The organism is Marinovum sp. E3 (assembly GCF_055755275.1).
Map to the genome: position 1 here is coordinate 30,408 of NZ_JBVTQV010000008.1, position 20,743 is coordinate 51,150.

At 58.5% G+C, this 20,743-nt stretch carries 16 protein-coding genes; 9 read left to right on the top strand and 7 right to left on the bottom strand.

Annotated features, from left to right (window positions below; genetic code table 11):
* Positions 1-257: 257 nt before the first annotated feature.
* The 5 genes from AC0J5K_RS22670 (at position 258) to AC0J5K_RS22690 (ending at position 6,106) form a co-directional block, all read left to right on the top strand.
* A complete protein-coding gene (locus AC0J5K_RS22670) occupies positions 258-1,268 on the top strand; it encodes a TAXI family TRAP transporter solute-binding subunit (RefSeq protein ID WP_420415679.1) in 1,011 nt (336 codons plus the stop codon).
* Between the two features lie 151 nt (positions 1,269-1,419).
* The gene (locus tag AC0J5K_RS22675; protein ID WP_420415680.1) at positions 1,420-3,303 is read left to right on the top strand and encodes a TRAP transporter permease; all 1,884 of its coding nucleotides are present in this window, start codon (positions 1,420-1,422) and stop codon (positions 3,301-3,303) included.
* 57 nt (positions 3,304-3,360) lie between these two features.
* Complete coding sequence (locus tag AC0J5K_RS22680; protein ID WP_420415681.1) at positions 3,361-3,573, top strand: hypothetical protein; 213 nt, start codon at positions 3,361-3,363, stop codon at positions 3,571-3,573.
* A 47-nt stretch (positions 3,574-3,620) separates the two neighbouring features.
* A complete protein-coding gene (locus tag AC0J5K_RS22685; RefSeq protein WP_420415682.1) occupies positions 3,621-4,877 on the top strand; it encodes a CaiB/BaiF CoA transferase family protein in 1,257 nt (418 codons plus the stop codon).
* Between the two features lie 53 nt (positions 4,878-4,930).
* Positions 4,931-6,106 carry an acyl-CoA dehydrogenase family protein gene (locus AC0J5K_RS22690; protein ID WP_420415683.1) on the top strand — a complete coding sequence of 392 codons (1,176 nt, stop codon included), beginning with the start codon at positions 4,931-4,933 and terminating at the stop codon, positions 6,104-6,106.
* A 217-nt stretch (positions 6,107-6,323) separates the two neighbouring features.
* Here AC0J5K_RS22690 and AC0J5K_RS22695 read toward each other — a convergent pair whose 3' ends face one another.
* Both AC0J5K_RS22695 and AC0J5K_RS22700 read right to left on the bottom strand, forming a co-directional pair.
* Positions 6,324-7,721, bottom strand: a complete 1,398-nt coding sequence (locus tag AC0J5K_RS22695) for an aldehyde dehydrogenase family protein (RefSeq protein WP_473009997.1) — start codon at positions 7,719-7,721, stop codon at positions 6,324-6,326.
* 128 nt (positions 7,722-7,849) lie between these two features.
* Positions 7,850-9,298: an NAD-dependent succinate-semialdehyde dehydrogenase gene (locus AC0J5K_RS22700; protein WP_473009998.1), complete on the bottom strand. Its 1,449-nt coding sequence runs from the start codon at positions 9,296-9,298 to the stop codon at positions 7,850-7,852.
* A 92-nt stretch (positions 9,299-9,390) separates the two neighbouring features.
* Here AC0J5K_RS22700 and AC0J5K_RS22705 point away from each other — a divergent pair, with 92 nt between their 5' ends.
* Positions 9,391-10,197 (top strand): IclR family transcriptional regulator, encoded by an 807-nt coding sequence (locus AC0J5K_RS22705; RefSeq protein ID WP_473009999.1) that lies wholly within the window; start codon positions 9,391-9,393, stop codon positions 10,195-10,197.
* A gap of 160 nt (positions 10,198-10,357) precedes the next feature.
* On the opposite strand, the gene AC0J5K_RS22710 is transcribed toward AC0J5K_RS22705, so the two are convergent.
* The 3 genes from AC0J5K_RS22710 to AC0J5K_RS22720 form a co-directional block, all read right to left on the bottom strand.
* Entirely contained in the window at positions 10,358-11,890 is a 1,533-nt protein-coding gene (locus tag AC0J5K_RS22710; RefSeq protein ID WP_420415687.1) for a tripartite tricarboxylate transporter permease, read from the bottom strand.
* Positions 11,891-11,895: 5 nt separating this feature from the next.
* Positions 11,896-12,438, bottom strand: a complete 543-nt coding sequence (locus AC0J5K_RS22715) for a tripartite tricarboxylate transporter TctB family protein (protein ID WP_473010000.1) — start codon at positions 12,436-12,438, stop codon at positions 11,896-11,898.
* A gap of 79 nt (positions 12,439-12,517) precedes the next feature.
* The gene (locus AC0J5K_RS22720) at positions 12,518-13,513 is read right to left on the bottom strand and encodes a Bug family tripartite tricarboxylate transporter substrate binding protein (protein WP_420415689.1); all 996 of its coding nucleotides are present in this window, start codon (positions 13,511-13,513) and stop codon (positions 12,518-12,520) included.
* Positions 13,514-13,889: 376 nt separating this feature from the next.
* Here AC0J5K_RS22720 and AC0J5K_RS22725 point away from each other — a divergent pair, with 376 nt between their 5' ends.
* Complete coding sequence (locus AC0J5K_RS22725) at positions 13,890-15,539, top strand: FAD-binding oxidoreductase (protein WP_420415690.1); 1,650 nt, start codon at positions 13,890-13,892, stop codon at positions 15,537-15,539.
* A gap of 13 nt (positions 15,540-15,552) precedes the next feature.
* Positions 15,553-16,245, top strand: coding sequence for a glutathione S-transferase family protein (locus AC0J5K_RS22730; RefSeq protein ID WP_473010001.1), 693 nt, complete (start codon positions 15,553-15,555; stop codon positions 16,243-16,245).
* An 8-nt stretch (positions 16,246-16,253) separates the two neighbouring features.
* Here the strand turns inward: AC0J5K_RS22730 and AC0J5K_RS22735 are convergent, their stop codons facing one another.
* The gene (locus AC0J5K_RS22735; protein WP_420415692.1) at positions 16,254-16,955 is read right to left on the bottom strand and encodes a FadR/GntR family transcriptional regulator; all 702 of its coding nucleotides are present in this window, start codon (positions 16,953-16,955) and stop codon (positions 16,254-16,256) included.
* Positions 16,956-17,048: 93 nt separating this feature from the next.
* On the bottom strand, positions 17,049-18,248 hold the full coding sequence (locus AC0J5K_RS22740) for a CaiB/BaiF CoA transferase family protein (protein ID WP_420415693.1): 1,200 nt from the start codon (positions 18,246-18,248) through the stop codon (positions 17,049-17,051).
* Between the two features lie 271 nt (positions 18,249-18,519).
* On the opposite strand from AC0J5K_RS22740, the gene AC0J5K_RS22745 reads away from it, so the two are divergent.
* Positions 18,520-20,691 (top strand): ParB/RepB/Spo0J family partition protein, encoded by a 2,172-nt coding sequence (locus AC0J5K_RS22745; RefSeq protein ID WP_473010002.1) that lies wholly within the window; start codon positions 18,520-18,522, stop codon positions 20,689-20,691.
* Positions 20,692-20,743 lie beyond the last annotated feature (52 nt).

Below are 20,743 nucleotides of genomic sequence, written 5' to 3' on the forward strand. Positions count from 1 at the left end.
GCTTGAACCTACTGACACAATCGCAGCCTGTCAACACACCTTTGATGCTCATGGGGCGATAGGCGGGCAACAGCAGTGATCCTAAAAAGTACTGGACAGGTCTTCCTGGAGAGTTTATCGATGTCTTCGCATTTAGTGAACGATATGTTCACCTAGTGAACTATGGTGATCGGGCTTTTGATGACAAGGCCTGCATCGCCCAGCTGGGGAGGGCGGGACCTATTCCAGCTGTTGTTAGACATCAAAGGGAGGAAGAAATGAGTATTCTCACACATTGTAAGACGGCGAACCGCGGGCTGCTGGCTGCGGTGGTCGCATCCACTTGCGTTCTTGCATCCATGGGTCATGCCGACGCCGACCGGATGAAGGTTGTGACTGCTTCGCCTGGAGGACTCTGGTACTCGCTCGGTGCACGCTATGCGCAGATCCTCGAGCAGAATATCGAAGGACTGACGGTCACCAGTTCGCGGGGCGGATCGGTTCCCAATGCCCGGCAGGTGAATGCCGGCGAAGCGGATGTCGGAATTATCTATACCGATCTGGCGCAGAAGGCATACGCCGGCACGGCCCCGTTCCGTGAGGAGCTCGAAAATCTGCGCGTCCTTGCCGCCATCGCCCCGGGGAAACTCCAGGTGGCAGTGCCCGAGAGCAGCGACGTCCAAACGCTCGGAGATCTTTCCGACAAGCGCATCAACCCCACCCCGATCGGCTGGGGTACACGGGATATCGCGGAAATGGTTCTTGAGACCGGGGCCGGACTTACATTCGACGGTATCCAGTCGAGCGGCGGAAATGTCTTCGGCGTGGGTCACGACGATGGCATGAACATGATGGTCAACGGCCAGCTTGACGCGTTGTTCTTCCTTGGTGGCGCGGCCTCGACGATCATGAGCCTAGACAGCAATCCGGGGGTGCGCCTCATTCCGATCGATGATGAGGTCAGGTCAAGTATCCTCGAATCGAAACAGAATGAAGGCGGTGTCTTCTTCGCTGACGAGGTTACAAGCGACATGTACGAATTCATCGACCAGCCCGTTCCGACCATCGGCGTCATGCAGGTGTTCATCGTGAACAAGGATCTGCCAGAAGAACGGGCCTATGAGATGGTTAAGGTTCTCTATGAACATCGCGAGGATCTTGTCGACCTGTTCGCGGGACAGTCGGGCGAGGCATTCGACATTCAGGCGTCGACCAAGGCTGCGGTGATCCCGTTCCATCCCGGCGCCCTGCGCTATCTGGAAGAACAAGGTGTGTCCATCGCCGAGTGACAATCGGAGCGCGCCCCGGACTCGATCCCCAACCGGAGCGCGCCGTCACATTGGCGGCGGAGCTTTGCGAACACCCAAGTTCGTTTGACGCCATGCGGCGCCTTTCGAGTGCGCCTATATCTTTCGAAACTCTTCAACCCGACGGTGCCAGATGCGTATACAATTCAGCCGGACATCCGCAAAGTTCACCATTCTTACTCTGTCGGTGTTCTTTTCCCTGTATCACCTGTTTTTCGGATATTATCCCGCGCCGGGAGCGATGAACTTTCGGCTGACCCATGTCTGCCTCGCGCTGATGCTGTGCTACTTGCTTCTGCCGGTGCGGGAGGAAATGTCATCGGCCGCCTGGAGGCGCTTTGATCTGGCCACGCGGATCCTCGCGGTGGGTCTGAGCGCGGCGATTCTGATATATGTCATCCGGGATTCAGACACCTTTCAAATGCAGACTGGGTATCTGTCGGGTTCCGATGTCGTCATGGGCACTATCCTTATCGTTCTGGTGCTTGAGGCCACGCGCCGAGCAGTCGGGATGGCGATGACGCTTCTGGCTGTCCTGTTAATGACCCACGCACTTATCTCGGGCGCTTTGCCGGGGATGCTAGGAGGGACCAGCGTCAGTTGGACAGCCTTTGTCGATACCAATTTCGTGCAGACCTCCGGTCTTCTGGGAATCCCGGTCTCGGTGACTGCCGGCTACGTCGTACTGTTCCTGTTCTTCGGCACGCTTCTCCTGAAAACAGGCGTGGGTAAATTGCTGATGGACCTCGCAACGGCGGCCACCGGACGGTATGCTGGCGGCCCGGCGAAAGCGGCAGTGGTTTCCAGCGCCTGCACCGGCACGATCAGCGGCAGCGTGATCGCCAATGTCGTAACGACCGGGGCGGTGACCATCCCACTAATGAAACGCAGCGGGTACAAACCCGAAATCGCCGCTGCAATCGAGGCCTCTTCTTCGACTGGCGGCGTTATCATGCCCCCCGTCATGGGTGCGGCCGCCTTCATCCTGGCGCTGTTTGCCGGCGTCCCTTACCGAGAGGTTATGCTGGCCGCAGCAATCCCATCCGCCCTGTATTTCTGGTCAATCTTCGTGACTGTCCATCTGGAGGCGAAGAAGGGCAATATCGGGGCGCTGCCGGAAAGCGAAATCCCCCGGCTCTGGCCCCTTCTGCGCTCGCGTGGGTACATGTTGCTGCCGATCGTCGCGATCACCGCCATCTTGATTATCGGGTACACGCCCACGGTCGCCGCATTCTATGGATGCGTGACTACCATCGCGCTGTCCTATGCTCGCCGTGAGACCCGGCTAACTTTCAGCGGCTTTATTGAATGCCTAGAAGAGACTGCGCGGGCCGCCGTGCCAGTCGTGATGGCCTGTGCCACGGCGGGTATCATCGTAGGATCCGTGATGATGTCCGGCCTTGGACTGCGGATCAGCAGTTTGATCCTGGAGCTGTCTCAGGGCAGTCTGTTGCCTTCGCTTCTGCTGACCGCAATTGCAGCGATCATCCTGGGTATGGGTATGACGACGACGGCGGTTTACGTCACATTGGCGGCGCTGATCATTCCCGGCCTGGAACGGACCGGGGTGGAACCGCTGGCAGCCCATATGTTCGTACTCTATTTCGGCGTGGTGTCCTATGTGACCCCGCCGGTGGCTCTCGGCGCCTTCGCTGCGGCTGGGGTGGCGCGGACGAAACCTGGGCGGACCGCTCTGACCGCGTTCCGCGTGGCAGCCGCCGGCTTTATCGTTCCGTTCATGTTCGTCTATGGCCCGGAACTGCTGCTTATCGGCACGCCCGGCGCCATCATGTTGTCTGTGACAACCGCTATTCTGGGGGTGACATGTCTGTCTGCGGCATTGTGTGGCTGGATGGTCCAGTCCCTTCACTGGGTGGAACGAATCACGCTGCTGGGTGCCGCAGTTCTGCTGATGTTTACGGGATGGAGCACGGATCTTCTCGGGCTGTTGTTCCTGTTCTCCGTCGTAGCCTTGCAGAAGTACCGGGCACGGCCCAACCCGGAGCAAAGCGTATGAGGGAAGGCACACGTTACTCCCGCTTCCACAAACACTCGACCTGTAGGAGGTAACCTCATGAAAACGTTGGCATCCATTCTGTGCCTGACCTTTGTTTGCGTAACCCTGTTCCATGTCGGCGAGCGAAGCCTGTTCTTCTCAGACTACCCAATGTTCGTGGCGATCTTCGCCGCGCTGGCCCTGCTCGTTTCGGTGACAGCCATCTGGGTGGGGGCCACCGGCGCCTCGGATGACGAGGCGGATGACTTGAAAGGGGCCGATAACACCTGACGCAACCGCACCGGGTACGGTGCTCATTGAAAGACGGAATTTTGACGATGTTTGACCGCGAACTAATAGAATCCCTGCCCTGCCCGACCGGGGAGAACGCCAAAGGTCCACTGAGCGGACTGCGGGTTCTTGATCTGACTCACTACTTGGCGGGTCCGCTGGCAAGCATGTTCCTTGCTGATTTGGGAGCGACGGTAGTCAAGATCGAATCTCCGGGAGGCGATCGCTTCCGGTCCTATCCGCCCCATGACGAAAATGCTCCCGATGAGGGGGCCGCATATCTCTGGGCCAACCGCAACAAGCTCGGCATGGAAATTGACCTGAAGCATCCTGAGGGGAAGAAGGCCATCCATGCCTTGCTGACAGATGCGGACGTCCTGATCGAGAACTTCGCAACTGGGGTGATGAAGAGGCTCGGCCTCGACTATGAGGCGATCCGGCAGATCCGGCCCTCTATCGTGTATTGCTCGGTTTCGGCCTATGGAAAGAACACCGAATTTGCGAACCGCCCTGGTTTTGACTCGGTCGTTCAAGCCGAAAGCGGGTTCGTCTCGATGAACGGACATGGCGACCGGGACGGGGTGCGCTCGGCCTCATCGGTCATGGATATTGCCACGGCGTTGTTTGCCTCGAATGCCGTTCTTGCGGCGCTGGTGCGCCGTCAGGTATCAGGGGATGGGTGTCATGTCGAAGTGCCGCTGTTCGGCAGCGCGCTGTCCATGACCGGATATGCGGCGATGCAAACCCTGTGCCGGGGCACATCCCCCGAACGTCATGGAAACACCAGCCCTGACAGTTGCCCCACCGGTGTTTTCCGTTGCCGGGACGCGAGTTTCTTTCTGCATTGCGGAAACTCCGAGATCTTCGCGCGCCTGTTCCGCGATGTCGTCGAACGCGACGACATCGCTGCTTCGGCCGAATACAAAACTGGCCCCGACCGCTTGCGTCATCGCGAGAAGCTGTTCGAAATCCTGGAACCCTTCTTTCTCGGGCTCGACTGGGACGAACTGAAATCGAAACTGTCCCGTGCACGGATCCCTGCGGGCAAGGTGCGTGATCTAAAGGGGGCGCTTCTGAGTGGCGAGGCCAAGGCCCTCGGCCTGGTCGCCAAACTGGCCCATCCTCAGCTTGGCTGGGTCCCCAATATCCAGAGTCCGATGCTGTTCGACGGCCGGCTTACCGGCGCGACGAAAGCCGCGCCGATGCGGGGACAGGACACGTGGACCGTCCTGAAAGAGCTGGCAGGATACTCCGAGACAGATATCGACCGGGCGCGTCAGAGCGGTGCGTTCGACAGGCGTTGACCCGGTTCCGGCCAATCCCCTCCCCGCGGTTCCCGATTTTCAAAGGATAGAAAATGGCACTTGACGACGACACCTTCAACCTTCTCCGCGCTTCCGTTCAGCGGTTCGTGAGCGAACGGCTTATCCCGGCTGAGGACTATGTCGAAGAAAACGACAACATCCCCGAAGATATCGTTTCGGACATCAAGGAGATGGGTCTTTACGGGCTTTCGATCCCCGAGGAATACGGCGGCATCGGGTTGTCGATGGCACAGGAGGCCGAGCTGATCTATGACATCAGCCATACGTCCTTTGCGTTCAGGTCTCTGTTCGGAACGAATGTCGGGATCGGCTCGCAGGGGATTCTGATGGATGGCACCGCGGAGCAGAAGGAGACCTGGCTGCCGCGCTTCGCATCCGGAGAGATCACCGTCTCCTTTGCCCTGACTGAGCCGGAGGTCGGTTCGGATGCCGCATCGCTGAAAACGCGCGCGGTGAAGGATGGCGATTTCTATGTACTGAATGGAACGAAACGATTCATCACCAATGCGAACCGCGCCGGCGCCTTCACGTTGATGGCTCGCACTGGCGAAGCGGGGGCCAGAGGCATTTCGGCTTTTGTCGTTCCGGCAGGCCTCGATGGGCTGACGATCGGCAAGCACGACAAAAAGATGGGGCAGCGGGGTACCCGTACCGCTGACGTGATCCTGGAAGATGTGCGCGTACCGGCGGAAAACATTATCGGCGGCATCCCCGGCAAGGGGTTTTACACCGCGATGAAGGTGCTCGACCGGGGCCGGTTGCATATTGCGACCCAGGCCTGCGGAATGGCGGATCGTCTGATACGGGATGCAATGACGTATGCCTTGGACCGTAAGCAGTTCGGGCAGCCGATCGCGAATTTCCAACTGATTCAGGGCATGTTCGCCGACAGCCAGGCCGAACTCTACGCTGCGAAGTCCATGCTGAAGAACGCGGCGGCCCTTTACGACACTGTGCCCGCAGGCAGTCGAAACGATGAACTGAGCATGGCCGCGGCCTGTACCAAGATGTACTGCACCGAAATGGTTGGCCGAGTTGCCGACAGGGCCGTTCAGATTCACGGTGGCGCGGGTTACATCAGTGAATACAAGGTCGAACGGTTCTATCGTGACGTCCGCCTGCTGCGCCTGTACGAAGGGACCACGCAGATTCAGCAGATTATCATCGCCAAGCACCTGATGCAGCGGGACAATTCCGTTTTCGGGTGACGCCCGCTGTTGCCGGGCATGGCGGTTGCAATACGCCCATGCCCGGCAGGAGTGCCGCGTGGCGGGCAGGGTTCCGCGGTTCGCCGTGCCGGATCGTCCTGTCCATAGCGTCCTGAATTGAACCTGAAATAATCTGTATCTCCACAATCGGTGTTGCCAGTGTCCCACGAATGCTGGAGGCTGGGCATTGGAGTTACAAGTTCGGGCCCAGGCGGCCTCAGGATTTTTTCTGGATTGAAACCGGGCGCTGGAATTCTCGGATGCCGTGCAGGCCCAGTTCGCGGCCGCTGCCCGATTGTTTGAAACCGCCGAAGGGGGCGCGGGGATTAAAGGGCGCCCCGTTCACGTCGATCTGACCTGCGCGCAAGCGCCTTGCGATTGCATCGACACGGGCAGTATCGTTGCCCCAGATCGCGGCGGCCAGACCGTAGTCGGTACCGTTGGCCAGCGCGATCAAATCGTCGTCGTCACCGTATCCCAGCACCACCAGGACGGGACCAAAGACCTCTTCCCTCGCGATGTCGGCGTCGGCATTCTGTGACACAAACACAGTAGGTCGCACGAAAAAGCCTTCTTCCCGGCCTTCTAGGCGCCCAGGGCCACCGGCGATCAGCCTGACCGTGTCGTCCTTATCCGCCCGCTCCAAGAAGCCTTGTACACGGTTGAACTGGGCCTGTGAGATCAACGGGCCAAGTCGCGCGGCCATTTTGTCGGCCAGCGTACCGATCTTTGTGGCAGCCTCGTCCAGCATTGTATTCGGCACGAGAATTCGCGTCAGCGCGTTGCAGGTCTGGCCACTATTCAGAAATCCGCCGTTGACCATGGACTTCAGCGCAACATCCGGCGCGGCATCGTCCAACAGGATGCCCGCCGACTTTCCGCCGAGTTCTAGGAAACAGGGTTTTAGCGCCTTGGCTGCCGCCTGGGCGACCGCACGCCCACCTTCGACAGATCCGGTGAAGGAGACGGCGTCGATGTCCGCGTGCCCGGATAGCGTTTCGCCGGTCCGGGCATCGCCGGGCACCACATTGACGGTGCCCGGCGGGGTTGTATTGGCCAGAATTTCCATCATAAGGGCATTGGTGCGCGGGGTCATGTCACTGGGCTTCATGACCAATGTGCAACCGGCGGCGAGAGCCGCGCCGATTTTCGCCATGGGCTGATGCAAGGGATAGTTCCACGGCGTAATCGCAGCAACGACGCCGACAGGACGGTATTGAACCTTTGAATGGGCAATGGTTTCATCCGCCAGTGCGCCGTCCAGTTCGGTGGCAAAACCGCGCAGCACATGCACGGGCAGCCCGGCTTGAACTGCGTGCGCGATTTTTTCGGGCGTACCGACTTCGGCGGTGATCGCGGCGGCCACTTCTTGGGAGCGCTCTTCGATCCCGGCGGCCAGCGCCTCGAGCACGTTGTGGCGTGTGCTGGCATCGGTCTGGGACCATGCGTCGCAGGCGGTACGGGCCGCGTTCACGGCGGCATCGACATCCGCGGCATCGCCGTGGCAAGTGCGGCGGTCGTCCTGCCCCGTCAGCGGGCTGGCAATGATCGAATTGCGGTCGCCCTCCAACGGGACGATTCTGCCGTCCACAAGGGCGGTGCTGTAAGTCTTCATGGCATATCCTTTCAGGGCGAGATCGGGGCTGTCGTTTTTGCGTGTTTCAGGGCCGACATCCCGCCCAAGACAAAGTACACGGGCGGTCTGGAATGCGGTCGTGTTGACAGCAGCGCGCGAATGCGGCGTCAAACGGCGCTGCAGAGATATTTGATCTCGAGATATTCCTCGATCCCGTATTTCGATCCCTCGCGCCCGAGGCCAGACTGCTTGATGCCGCCAAAAGGGGCGACTTCGTTGGAAATAAGCCCGGTATTGTGGCCGACCATGCCATATTCCAAACCTTCGGACACGCGGACCATGCGTCCGTGGTCACGGGTGTAGAAATAGGCCGCAAGGCCGAAGATCGTGTCATTGGCCATGGCGATAGCCTCTCCTTCTGTATCGAAGGTGAAAAGCGGGGCAAGGGGACCAAAGGTTTCCTCGGCGGCGACGGCCATCTGCGGAGTAACATTCGTCAAGATTGCAGGTTCGAGAAACAGTCCACCAAGCCGTCGGCCTCCGTACAAGAGCGTTGCTCCCTTCTTCACCGCATCGACAATATGGCTCTCGACCTTTTCAAGCGCCCTCGCCTCGATCAAAGGGCCGATATCGGTATCTTCTTCGGTGCCCGCACCGACTCGCAAGGCCCTTACCTTCTTGGTAAGTTTTTCGGCAAACGCATCATAGACACCACGTTGTACCAATATGCGGTTGGCACAGACGCAGGTCTGCCCAGCATTGCGATATTTGGAGATCATCGCGCCCTCGACTGCAGCATCGAGGTCGGCATCGTCGAACACGATGAACGGGGCATTACCGCCGAGTTCGAGCGACAGCTTCTTGACCGTGGTGGCGCATTGCCCCATCAGTAAACGCCCGACTTCGGTGGAGCCTGTGAAGGAAAGCTTGCGCACGACGTTGCTGTCGGTGAGCACCTTGCCGATCCCCGCTGCATGCCCAGTGACAATCTGCAAGACGCCCGCCGGCAGGCCAGCGCGGCAGGCAAGCTCCCCAAGGGCCAGGGCGGTGAGCGGGGTCAGATCGGCGGGGCGGACGATCATCGAACAGCCTGCGGCAAGCGCGGGCGCGGCCTTACGAGTGATCATCGCGGCGGGGAAGTTCCAGGGTGTGATTGCAGCCGTGACTCCGATGGGCTGGCGCAGGACGGTGATGCGCTGCTCTCGCTTCGGGGCCGGGATGATGTCACCATAGATGCGCTTGGCTTCTTCGGCGAACCATTCGATGAATGAAGCGGCATAGGCGATTTCCCCCTGCGCCTCATGTAGTGGCTTGCCCTGCTCCAACGTCATGATCAGCGCCAGATCCGCGCTGTGTTCCGTCAGCAGATCGAACCACCGGCGCAATACGGCCGCGCGCTCTTTCGCGGGCCAGGCGGCCCAATCTGCCTGGGCGATGCGCGAGGCCTCGATCACCTCGGGGATTTCTTCGGGGGACATCATCGGAACGCGGCCGACCACAGATCCGTCCGCCGGGTTCGTGACATCGAGAGTGGCGCCAGGCCGTGCGGTGACCCATGCGCCGTTCACCAGACATGCCGATTTGAGAAGGTCTTTGTCTTTCAGGGCAATGCGCATTGGGTATCCTCAGTTTGGGCTTGCATTCCAATGGATTGTTTCATATAAGGAACGCCGTTCGTTATATGGAATATACGAGAGGATGCCGAAGAATGTCAAGCAAACCGACCGCACCCGGTTCGGATATGGCCACCATCCGGACATCGAAACGCCGGGCTCCAGCCGCAGCAAAGGCGGTGAGCGTTCTCGACAGGCTGGCCGCCAGCCCGGGGCCGCTGGGTGTGTCGGCACTAGCCCGCGATCTGCAGCTTCCGAAAAGCTCCGTCTATGGGGTCTGTGAGACATTGGTGGAGGCCGGTGTGCTCTTTGCTGCGCCTGTCGGCTACAGTCTGACCCAGCATTGCCTGAATTGGAGCGCGGCCTATCTGCGGCGTTCATCGCTAGCCTCGGATTTTCGCAGGATTATGGACGCAGATCCACGCCTTGCTTCCTATACGGTGACCCTCTCGTATCTCGATGGTGAACAGGTCGTGTATCTGGCCTGCCAGAACGCGGAGAAGCCGTTGGACTTCACGTTCCAGATCGGCATGCGTCTGCCCGCGATCTATTCCGCCACCGGCAAGGCGATGCTGTCATTCCTGCCCGCCTCGAAGCGCGCGGCATTTCTGAACCGGCCGTGGCCGGCGCCCCTGACCGCCGGAAGCGTCCGGGATGTGGGACGTTTTGAGGTGGCCGCACAGCAATGCCGGGAAAAGGGATACGCTCTGGATGACGGCGAAATCCGCGAAGGCATGGTCTGTGTCGGCGCCCCGATCTTCGGGTTGGACGGCATGCCGGTGGCAGGTCTGGCCATATCCATGACGAGCGTGGAAGCCACGTCGGAAGCCCGGGAAAAGCTTGGTGGAATTATCCGAGAAATCGCAGCTTCGCTTTCACAAGGTGAACCGGATCCAGAATAGCCGAAGTCATTGCCTCGGGGCATCTGGCGTTTCCGACGGCTTGATCGTGGGGATTGTTGCGGACCACTTGAGCCCAGCCCCGGCAGGGAGCGTAAAACCCTTATCAGAGGCAGGTTGAAGACAGTTCATCTGAAAGCTTCCATCTTACACCAATCAGTCTTCAGGACGCAGAATCTTGATTCTGCACACCGCTTGTAGAGGGTTTCCGTAGAACCATGAAGTAGAGGAACACGGCGATTAGGCCGAGGAAGAAAAGACTGTCTAGATTGGTAAAGAATATGGACGGGCTACCGTCGGTAATTGCCAAGCTCCGCCGCATGTAGACCTCCAGATCAGGCCCCAGAATGAAGCCCAGTAGGAACGAAACCATCGGATAGCCACCGCGCTGCATGTAATAGGCGACGACGCCTACGGCCAACGCTGCCCCCATCTGGAATATTGAGAAGGTAGACACATAGGCGCCGACCATGGCGACGACCGCAATCCCGGAAAACAGAACGGCTTTGTTTACGGAAACAAGGCGCATGTATAAAGGTCCGAGAAACAACAAGGTGATTGGGATCAGCAGTGCGGCCACCAGCAGCGCGACCATCATCGGGGTCACGATTGCGAAGTTCTCCGTCATCAGCTGTGGTCCCGGCTGCAGGCCATTGATGATGAGAACGCCCAAGATCACCGCGGCTGTCGTATCGCCAGGGATGCCGAAAGTCAACATTGGCACGAGTGAACCGCCGCACATTGCATTGTTCGCTCCTTCGGCCGCAGCGATACCTTCGATAGAGCCATGGTTGTACTCCTCAGGACGCTTTGAACTGCGCTTTGCCTCCGCATAGGACACGAACGCCGCACTGCTACCGCCTGCCCCAGGCAGGACCCCAACGAAATAGCCGATGCTCGCAAATTTCAAGTAGCGTGCTGCACCGATCAACCGGAAGTCCTCTAAGCGTGGGACGAAGTCGCGTATGCTCCAACGACTACCGGTGGCGGACTTCGAGCTGACCTGCATTTCGCCCCGATAGGACGCGACCTGTACAAGCAATTCGCTGATTGCGAATGCACCGATGATAACAGCCATTAGGTCAATGCCTTCGACGAGGGCTGGTATGCCGAAGGTCTGACGTGCCTTCGAACTGGCGACGTCGATGCCAATTGTAGCAACCATGAGACCCAAGAGCGTAGCCACGATACCTTTGGAAATTGACTGATCGTTTGAAATGATGATCACGAAGAAGGCGAATAGGATCAGCGAGAATTTCCCTGGTGTTTGCACCAAAAGCGCGGCTTGAGCCATGAACGGGGCAAGGCCCATCAACAGGATTGCCCCGATCACGCCACCAAACATCGAAGCAAGTGCTGCATGTCGCAAAGCAATCGCGCCCTTTCCCTTCCGCATCAACATGTTCCCCTCGTACGCGGTCATCACCGCGCAAGGCGCTCCCGGGATATTTACCGTGATGGCTGTAATACTACCTCCGTACTGGCCACCCATGAAAATCGCTGCGCACATAACTAGCGATGAGGTGACGTCCATCGAATATGTGATCGGTAGGATCAGGGCGATCGCGAGAGTCCCGGTCAAGCCGGGTATCGCAGCGAAACAGGTGCCGATCAAAAAGCCGGCGACTAGATAAAGGAAAACCATAGGCTGTGCGATGACTTGGAAGCCACCGGCAATATTTACAAGCTGCTCCATTTAGGTCACTCTCCCCAGCGAGGCAGTTGGATGCCGAAAATGCCTGTGAAGAAAAGGTAGACCAATGCACAAATCCCGACCGCCAACCCGAGATTGACCGCAATTCCGATTCGTCCTCTTGTCCAACCAAAGCGGAACGCCGCGAGCAGGCCAATCGAAAACAGAAATGTTGAAAACACGAAGCCAAGGGGTCGGAACGCCAAAACGTAAAGAAGGCAAACTCCCATGACGACTAGGGTTGCGATGTGGTTCGGCTTGGTGGTGTCAGTTTCTAGATCCTGAAGATCGGGTATTCCGCCCGACTCATCGGGCAATGAAACCTCGTTCACGCTACATTTCCAACGCCGAATGACGCCAGCCACGACAGCAATCAGCGCAGCGTACATCGCTAGGCTCAGCGCGACGGGCATAAAGCCTGCGCTTGGTAAACCATAGCGGAATAGTGTGCCGCTGCGCAGGGCATCAGCAAAATAAAGGGTTGTGGCGGCGAACAGGATCAACGGTAACATCAATTCGTGCACCGGAAAGCGCCGAGCTGATTTGGTCATTTTAGGTATCCTTTGGCTCGATTGGTTGCATGCCCGGTCAAAACCGGGCAGTTTAAGACAGGGCCTTTCTCGTCCTGCGCTACTGCAGAATGCCCTGGTCCGTCAGTTCCTGGAGCTTGTCGAAGATAGTCTCTTGGAAATCCAACGCGAAGTCCGTAACCTGGTCGCTGCCCATCCAGGTGGCCGTCACTCCGACTTTCTTCGCCCAATCCTGAAACTCGTCGCTTTCCCAAGCCCCCTTGATCACGTTTTCGAGAGTTTTCTTGGCCTCGTCCGGCGTGCCTGTCGGAACTGCGAACAACAGGAAGCTGCCGGTCTCAAGGCTTAGACCGACGTCACTACTGATCGGAACATTCGGAAAGCCAGGGTTCCTATCGGCGCTAAATTCGACAATACCACGCGCATCACCTGCCGTCAGCAGTGGCGCAAAATCACCAAGGCTCGTGACCGCGGCATCGACCTCGCCCGACAATACGCCCTCCTTTTGGCCAGCGCTGCCATCCGGATAGGCAACGATACGGAACTTTGTCCCTGTCAGTTCTTGCAGTTGCAGCAGGGTTAGATGCGTCATGGAGCCCAGTCCCATGATGCCGACCTTGATTTCGCCGGGAGCGGCCCTTGCAGCGCCCAGAAGTGTCTGCAGAGAATCGTACTGCGTATCACCGCCAACGATCATGGCGTTCGGTTCAGTGGTCACCAAGGCGATCATGTCCAGCTTGTCGAGGCTGTAGCCAGGTAAAATATTCTCCCACGGCACGGTCACAACGCTGTCGTAGGTAAGCGCACCGACTGTGTAACCGTCGGCTTTGGAATTCATCAGTCTGTTGATCCCGATCGAGGTCACGCCCCCATCCAAGTTCTCGACGAATATCGATTCCGGCAATTCCCGCTCTGCGATGCTCATAATCTTGCGCACGATGCCGTCCGCGCCGCCGCCGGCGCCCCAAGGAACGATCGCTTGTATTGGGCGTTCTGGGAATTCGGCCTGCGCCGGGTCTGTGCTCGAGATCAACAAGCTAGTTGCGACAAGCGCCGAGCTAAATGCTGAGCACAGTAGTTTTCCAGTTAATTTCATTTTAGTTTCCTCCCTTAGAAGTTCAATGAGAGACACGCCGCGCTAAGTGTTTGTTGTATGGCCGCTTTTGCGTCTCCTGCGAGTGTTCAAACTCATCAGGGCATTGCCTGGCCGCAGTTTGCATTCGGCGATTCGGCACTTGGAGCCCCGGTGTGGTATTACCAATCTGGTATGATCAGATTAAACGAACTTGGCTCTGCGTCAAGGAATTTTACGTGGTCATTCCCGTGACTCAGTAGCCAGGGCGGGGCAAGAAGGCGCTTGACTTGTTAAAATTGGTCACCCAAACTGGTATCACCGGTTTGAAGTTCCGACAATCACCTGATTCGATGAACCACCGCTGACCGGACCGTGAAAAAATCGGAGGAGATGGGAATTGACTACAACTGATGGGCGGTATTTTGGCCGCAAACGGAAATTCTGGACGTGGGGTTACGAAGGCGACGAGGTGCCCCAGTCCGAAATCGACTCAATGTGCGAACGCGTTGCGAAGCGGCTGGGTGTCGAAGGTTTCAAACTGTTGCCCGATCCGACGCTGGATGAAATCGAGTTGCGTGCACCGCGTATCACGCCGCCCGCCAGTCTCGCGCATTTCTGCACCACCGAGAAATGGGACCGTGTCGTTCATACTTACGGCAAGGGCTTCAAGGACATGGTGCAAATCTATCGGCGGAACTTCGATAACCCGCCTGACGTGATCGCCTACCCCCGCGATGAGGAAGAGATTAAGGCTGTGCTGGATTGGTGTGGCGAGAACGGCTACGCAGCGATTCCTTTTGGTGGTGGTTCGAGCGTGACGGGCGGGTTCTTTGCTCCAGCCGAAGACTGTGAAGGCGCAGTCATCATTGACTTGGGCAACATGAACCAGATCCTCGAGGTTGACCCTGTCTCGCGTAGTGCGCGGATACAGGCTGGCATCTTGGGACCTGCACTGGAGGAAGGTCTCAAGCCGCACGGCTTCACCCTGCGCCACATTCCTCAGTCCTGGGAATTCTCTTCCCTAGGCGGATGGATCGCGACGCGGTCTTCGGGTCACTACGCCACCATGCTGACTCATATTGACGAATCGGTCCAAAGCTTGCGGGTTGTCACGCCGACAGGTACCGTGGAAAACCGACGCCTGCCCGGATCGGGTGCGGGTCCCGATCCGGACCGAGCCTTCATCGGCTCTGAAGGCACGCATGGGATCATCACCGAGGCTTGGATGCGCCTTCAGGGGCGTGTCAATTTCCGCGCCAATGCGTCGATTGCGTTCAAAGACTTCTATGAGGGTGCAGATGCGGTTCGGCAGATTACCCAAGCGGGCCTCTTCCCCGCGAACTGCCGGTACCTGGATGAAAAGGACGCCTATTTCTATGGCGCCGGGGATGGCTCCGAATCAATGCTTCTTTTGGGCTTCGAGTCAGCCGATCATCCGATGGACGCCTGGCTGGAACGCGGGCTCGAGATCTGCCGGGATCATGGTGGCGTCGTCCGTCAGCAGGCTGGCACGGGATCTGACGCGCTTGGAACCAGCCGTTCGGGCGCGCAGGGAAGCTGGCGTAAACAGTTCCGCTATCTACCATACTTGATGCACATTCGCGCAGCCATGGGCATCGTTAGCTTTACGTTCGAGACTGCCTATACGTGGGACAAGTTCAAGAGCATAGACGCAGAGCTCATGCGTCGGATTGCCGATGCCGAGAAACGTATCACGGGCGGCGGCATCGTCTGCCGACGGTTCTCGTTCCTCTATCCGGATGGCCCGGCACCCTACTACTCGATCATGGCTCCGTCGACGCATGACCGCTGTCTTGAAGATTATCAGGCGCTGTCGGACGTGGCATCGCAGGCGCTGATCGAATTGGGCGCGACGATCACCCACCACCACGCGGTCGGGCGTACGTTCAAACCCTTCTTCGACAAGGAAATCGACCCGGTTTATGCCCGGATGCTGGCCGCGTCGAAGAAGGAGGTGGATCCATCATGGATCATGAACCCGGGCCTTCTGATAAACAGGCCGAACGGCTTGAAGCTGACGGCCTGATGGGGGATTGGTCATGATCGACTTATATTTTTGGCCGACCCCGAACGGCTACAAGGCAGCGATCATGCTCGAAGAAACCGGGTTTGATTACACTGTCAAACCGATAGACATAACCGCGGGCGATCAATTCGCCCGCGCGTTCCTGGCGATCAGCCCCAACAACAAGGTTCCCGCCATAGTCGATTTTTCAGGACCGGACGGCAAGTCTATCAGCGTCTTCGAGTCGGGTGCGATTCTGATCTATCTCGCGGAGAAATGCGGCAAGCTGATTCCCGAGGATCCGCGGCAACGGATTGAAGTGTTCGAATGGCTGATGTTTCAGATGGGCGGCTTCGGCCCGATGCTGGGCCAAGCGCATCATTTCAGAGTCTACGCTTCGGAAAAGATCGAATACGCCATCAAACGCTACACCGATGAAGCGACCCGTCTGTACCAGGTGCTGGAAACGAGACTTGAAGGGCGCGGCTACGTTGCTGGCGATTACTCGATTGCCGATATTTCGCTGTTTACTTGGGTGCGTCCGCGAAAGATGCAGGGACAGGACCTAGCCAATTATCCGAATATCCAGCGCTGGTACAACTCGATCAAAGCGCGCCCTGCCGTTCAGGCGGGACTATCAGTTATGAACGATGCCAAACAGTGGGAGGCAAAGCCGGGAACAAAAGCTTGGTTGGCGATGTTCTCGAACGCCAGAGCGCCTAAATAACTTGCCAGTTACGTGTCTTTATCGCCTTGGTCCGTGAGGAGTTTTTCCCAGCTCTTTACGGTCTCCGACAAATGGGCGTTCATCGCATTTCTGGCAACATCCGGTTTTGCCTTCTTGATGGCTTCGAAGATTTTCTTGTGTTCGGCAAAGGATCTCTTGCAACGTGACTGCTCCGAAAAGAAGAGCTTTCGTCGCAACTGGGACATCTCGTAGAAGGCGTTTATCAACCGGACGAGCACGAAGTTTCCCGAAGACAGGACGATGAGCTGGTGGAACTCGCGGTCCGCGACCTCGATCGACTCTGATCTGTCCAGCAGCGTGCGTGTCTCCGCGAGGTTCTTCTCAAGCTTGGAGATATCTTCGTCGGTACGGCGCTCACATGCCAGTTCGACGGCTTGAACTTCTAGGATGCGACGCGTTTCCAGCGAGTCCATCACTTCCTTCTTTTGCAGCGGCAGGTCTGAATCGGCGCGAAGAACCAGCGTTTCAAAACTGCTTTCGCTGTTCAGGTCGCGCAGAAATATCCCTGAACTCGGCCGCCGCTCGACAACCCGCATCGCTTCGAGAGCGGTGAGGGCTTCGCGAACGTACTGTCGCGTCGTTTTGAACTTTTCCGCAAACTCCCGCTCCGAAGGGAGCCGCTCACCGCTCTCGTATCTCCGCTCGCGAATGAAGTTCAGAAGTTGGGCTATTGCCTTTTGGTTATTCAATTGCGGTCTTTCATGGTTAGGAATACGGACGCGCGATCGGGATCTGCTCCCAACCACCATTGTACGCTACACGTTTGGAATTTTTGTTCCAAGTCATGAGTGGACAGACTCAGAGAGCTCATCCCGCACCATCTTCAGAATTTCCTCGCGGTGCTCATCCAGCAACGGCGGACCGGCGGTGTATTCGATCTTTGTGCCGGAGAACTGCACCGGATTTGCCACGAGCCTGACCGTTTCCCTACCGCTATGCGGCAGGTCAATCAGCATCCCCCGTGCCAGAACGTGTGGATCAGAAAGCACTGCGTCCAAATTATTGATCGGCGCGCAAGGTACATGCGCGGCGTTCAGGAGTTCCATCCAGTGAGTGGTGCTGTGCTGCCGTGTGCGTTTACTGATCAGCGCGGTCAGGTCTTCACGATTACTGAGCCGGTCGGAATTGGTGGTGAACCGGCTGTCAGTTGCGGCGTTGTTAAGACCAGAGACACGGCAGAACGCCGCGTACTGCCGGTCGTTCCCCACGGCCAGCACGAATTCGCCGTCAGAAGTCGGAAAGACCCCATAGGGTGCGATGTTGGGATGCTCATTGCCCATCGGCTGGGGCACAGTCCCGCTTGCAAGGTAATTCATGTTCTGGTTCGCTAGGCAGGCGACCAGCGTATCCAGAAGCGACATGTCGATATGCTGGCCTTCGCCTGTCAGATGTTTGTGGTGATAGGCGGCGATCACGGCCGAAGCGGCGAAGGTTCCAGTCAGCAGGTCGGCAATTGGGACACCGACGCGTTGAACACCGCCGCCTGGACGGTCCTTATGTTCGCCGGTCAGGCTCATGATGCCACCGATGGCCTGTATCGCCATGTCATAGCCAGCGTGTTTCTTGTAGGGTCCCGAATGTCCGAAACCAGTGATCGAGCAATAGACAAGGCCTGGGTTCGTATTGCGCAATGTCTCAAAGTCCAACCCATACCGGCGCAGATCTCCGAACTTGTAGTTCTCGATCAGGACATCCGCTTTTTCTGCGAGGCTGCGCAGGACATTCAGGTCGTGTTCATCCTTCAGGTCGAGACAGATCGATTTCTTGCCACGATTTGCCGCGAAGAAATAAGCGGCATCGCGCCCCTCGCGTTTGTCGAACTGTACGAACGGAGGCCCCCACTGCCGGGTATCGTCTCCAGTCTTTGGGCGCTCAACCTTCCAGACATCAGCGCCGAAATCCGAGAGGATCTGCCCCAGCCATGGCCCGGCGAGAATTCGCGACATGTCGAGTACCTTCATACCTACCAGTGGTCCAGCCATTTTGTTGCTCCCTCGAATCAATATATTTTCACATATTGGCATACCGAATTGGTATAACCAATGCAAAGAGATGCTGTTCGAGCGCGCAAGTATTTTTTTGCAATCGAAATTCTTACAGGCGAGACATGCCCCAAAGGGGTCTACGTGTGGACTGTCGTCAAAATCGGAATCATCGGCATTCGAGAAAAGCCAGAGAAAGGGAAGCCCGGGTGCCGGGCTTGAAAGGATAGAGAGAGGCTCATCCGGGTCCGGCGAGACAAGGATCCTGACCATGGCCAAGACCACGACCCGACCGAAACCCGCCACCTCTAAGCAGACCGAAGCCGCGGGATCGGCAGCGCCTGAGGGCGCCGCCGACATCCGACTGATCCGACTTGACCAGCTGGAACCGAGTCCGCTCAACGTCCGCAAAGTCGCCGCCAGCGCCAGCGACGACGCCGAGCTTCTTGCCAGCATCCGCGAGAACGGCATCAAGCAGAACCTGGTAGTCCATGCGCTCTCCGAGACGTGCTTTGCCGTGGACGCGGGTGGCCGTCGCCTAAAGGCGCTGAAACAGCTCGCCGAAGACGGAGTAATCTCCGCCGATCACCTTGTACCATGTCTTGTCGAAGACGAGGGCAATGCCATCCTCACCTCCGCCACGGAGAATCTCCAACGCGCGGCGATGCACCCCGCTGACCAGTTCGAAGCCTTCGACAAGATGATCGGCGAGGGACGCAGTGAAGACGAGATTGCGCTGAAGTTCGGCGTCTCCGTCGACCTGGTGCGTCGCCGCCTCAAACTCGCCCGCGTCGCACCCGAGATCATCGAACAGTTTCGTTCGGGTGATCTGACCCTCGAATGCGTGATGGCCTTCACGCTGACCGACGACCATGATCGCCAGCTGGCGGTCTGGAACGCGGTGAAGGGCGGCTATCACATCCATCCGCAGAGCATCAAACGCCACCTGACTGAGACCGCGCATTCGGCGAACTCGGCCCTTGGGCGCTTTGTTGGCATCGAGGCCTACGAGGCGGCGGGCGGCGTTCTGCTTCGCGATCTCTTCGACGACCGTGCCAGCGCCCATATGGAAAACCCCGAACTTCTGGAGCGCCTCGCCATCGAGAAGCTGCAATCCGCGGCCAAACCCTTCGAGGCGGAGTGGAAATGGGTCGAGGTGCATCTCTCGGTGGATTATGGCGCGTTTCGCAGTTTCGGGCGGGTCTATCCGCAGGACATCGAACCTGACCCGGATCTGCTGGCCGAGGAAGAGCGTCTCATCGCGCGTGAAGAAGAACTGGCGGCGCAGAATGACGGTGAGGACTGGACGGACGCGGAGACCGACGAGTACTACGCCATTGAGCCGCGCTTGCGCGAGATCGAAGCCCTGCAGCGTGAGCGGCAGCCTTATGCGCAAGAAGATCGCTCCATCGCCGGCGTGGTTCTGACCATCGGACATGACGGGGCGCTGCGGGTCGAGAAGGGCCTGGTGCGGCCTGAGGATATTCCTACCGCGCCCGAGTCGGACGAGGCCACTGCTGATGCGGGCGACGTCTCCTCCGCTGCCCGCCCGCATGTGACGCCGCCAACATCCAGCACACCGGTGCCGATATCGGACCCGGCCGCGACACTTCGTAAGGCGGACGGCATCTCGGCGAGCTTGGCGGATGATCTGCGCGCGACGCGCCAACACATCCTTCGCGCGCATCTTGCGGCGGATTTTGAAGTGGCGTTCGACGCGATACTCTACGCGCTCTGCGAGCAGGCACTCGGGCGATCCTACAACAACGAGGCACTCGATATCTCGATCCGGCCCTTCCAGGCCTCGGGTCACGATGTGCTGCATGAAGGCACGGTCGCGCAGAAGATGCTCGAGGCGCTGGAACAGGATCTCGCCATCGACTGGATGAAACTAGAGAAACCCGAGGACTTCCGGGCAATGTCGGCACTGCCTGTAGCGAATAAGCAAGCGCTGTTCGCCTGGGCGACGGGATTGGCGGTCAAGCCGCAACTCAGCACCGACAATCGCCCCTCCCCGATCATTGAGGAGATTGGTGCGCGGCTTGATGTCGATGTGGCGGCCTGTTGGCGCCCGACCGCGCAGAACTACTGGGGACGGGTCAACAAGGGGCATGCGGTGGCGACCGCGCGCGAGCTGATCGGCGACGACTACGCCGAGGATCGCAATCGCGAGCGAAAGGGCGATATCGCGGCGGCGATGGAGCGGGCTTTCGCGGAGACCGCCGGCGAGACTGAGGGTTTCGACGCCGCGACGGTTGGCAAGACGACGCGCTGGCTGCCCGACGGAATGGTGTTCATAGGTGCGACAGATGGCGACGCCCACACGGTTGTTGAGGCGCCGGAGATCGAGGAAGGGGATGTGCCAGCCGCAGATCCTCTGGCCGATGCGGAGAGCGGTGAACCATCTTCCTTGCCCGCCTTCCTCAGCGGGGGTGCAGCCTGACGAAACGGTTGCCGATCTAATCACAGCATGAGCCTTGGGCCGTCCTCACATC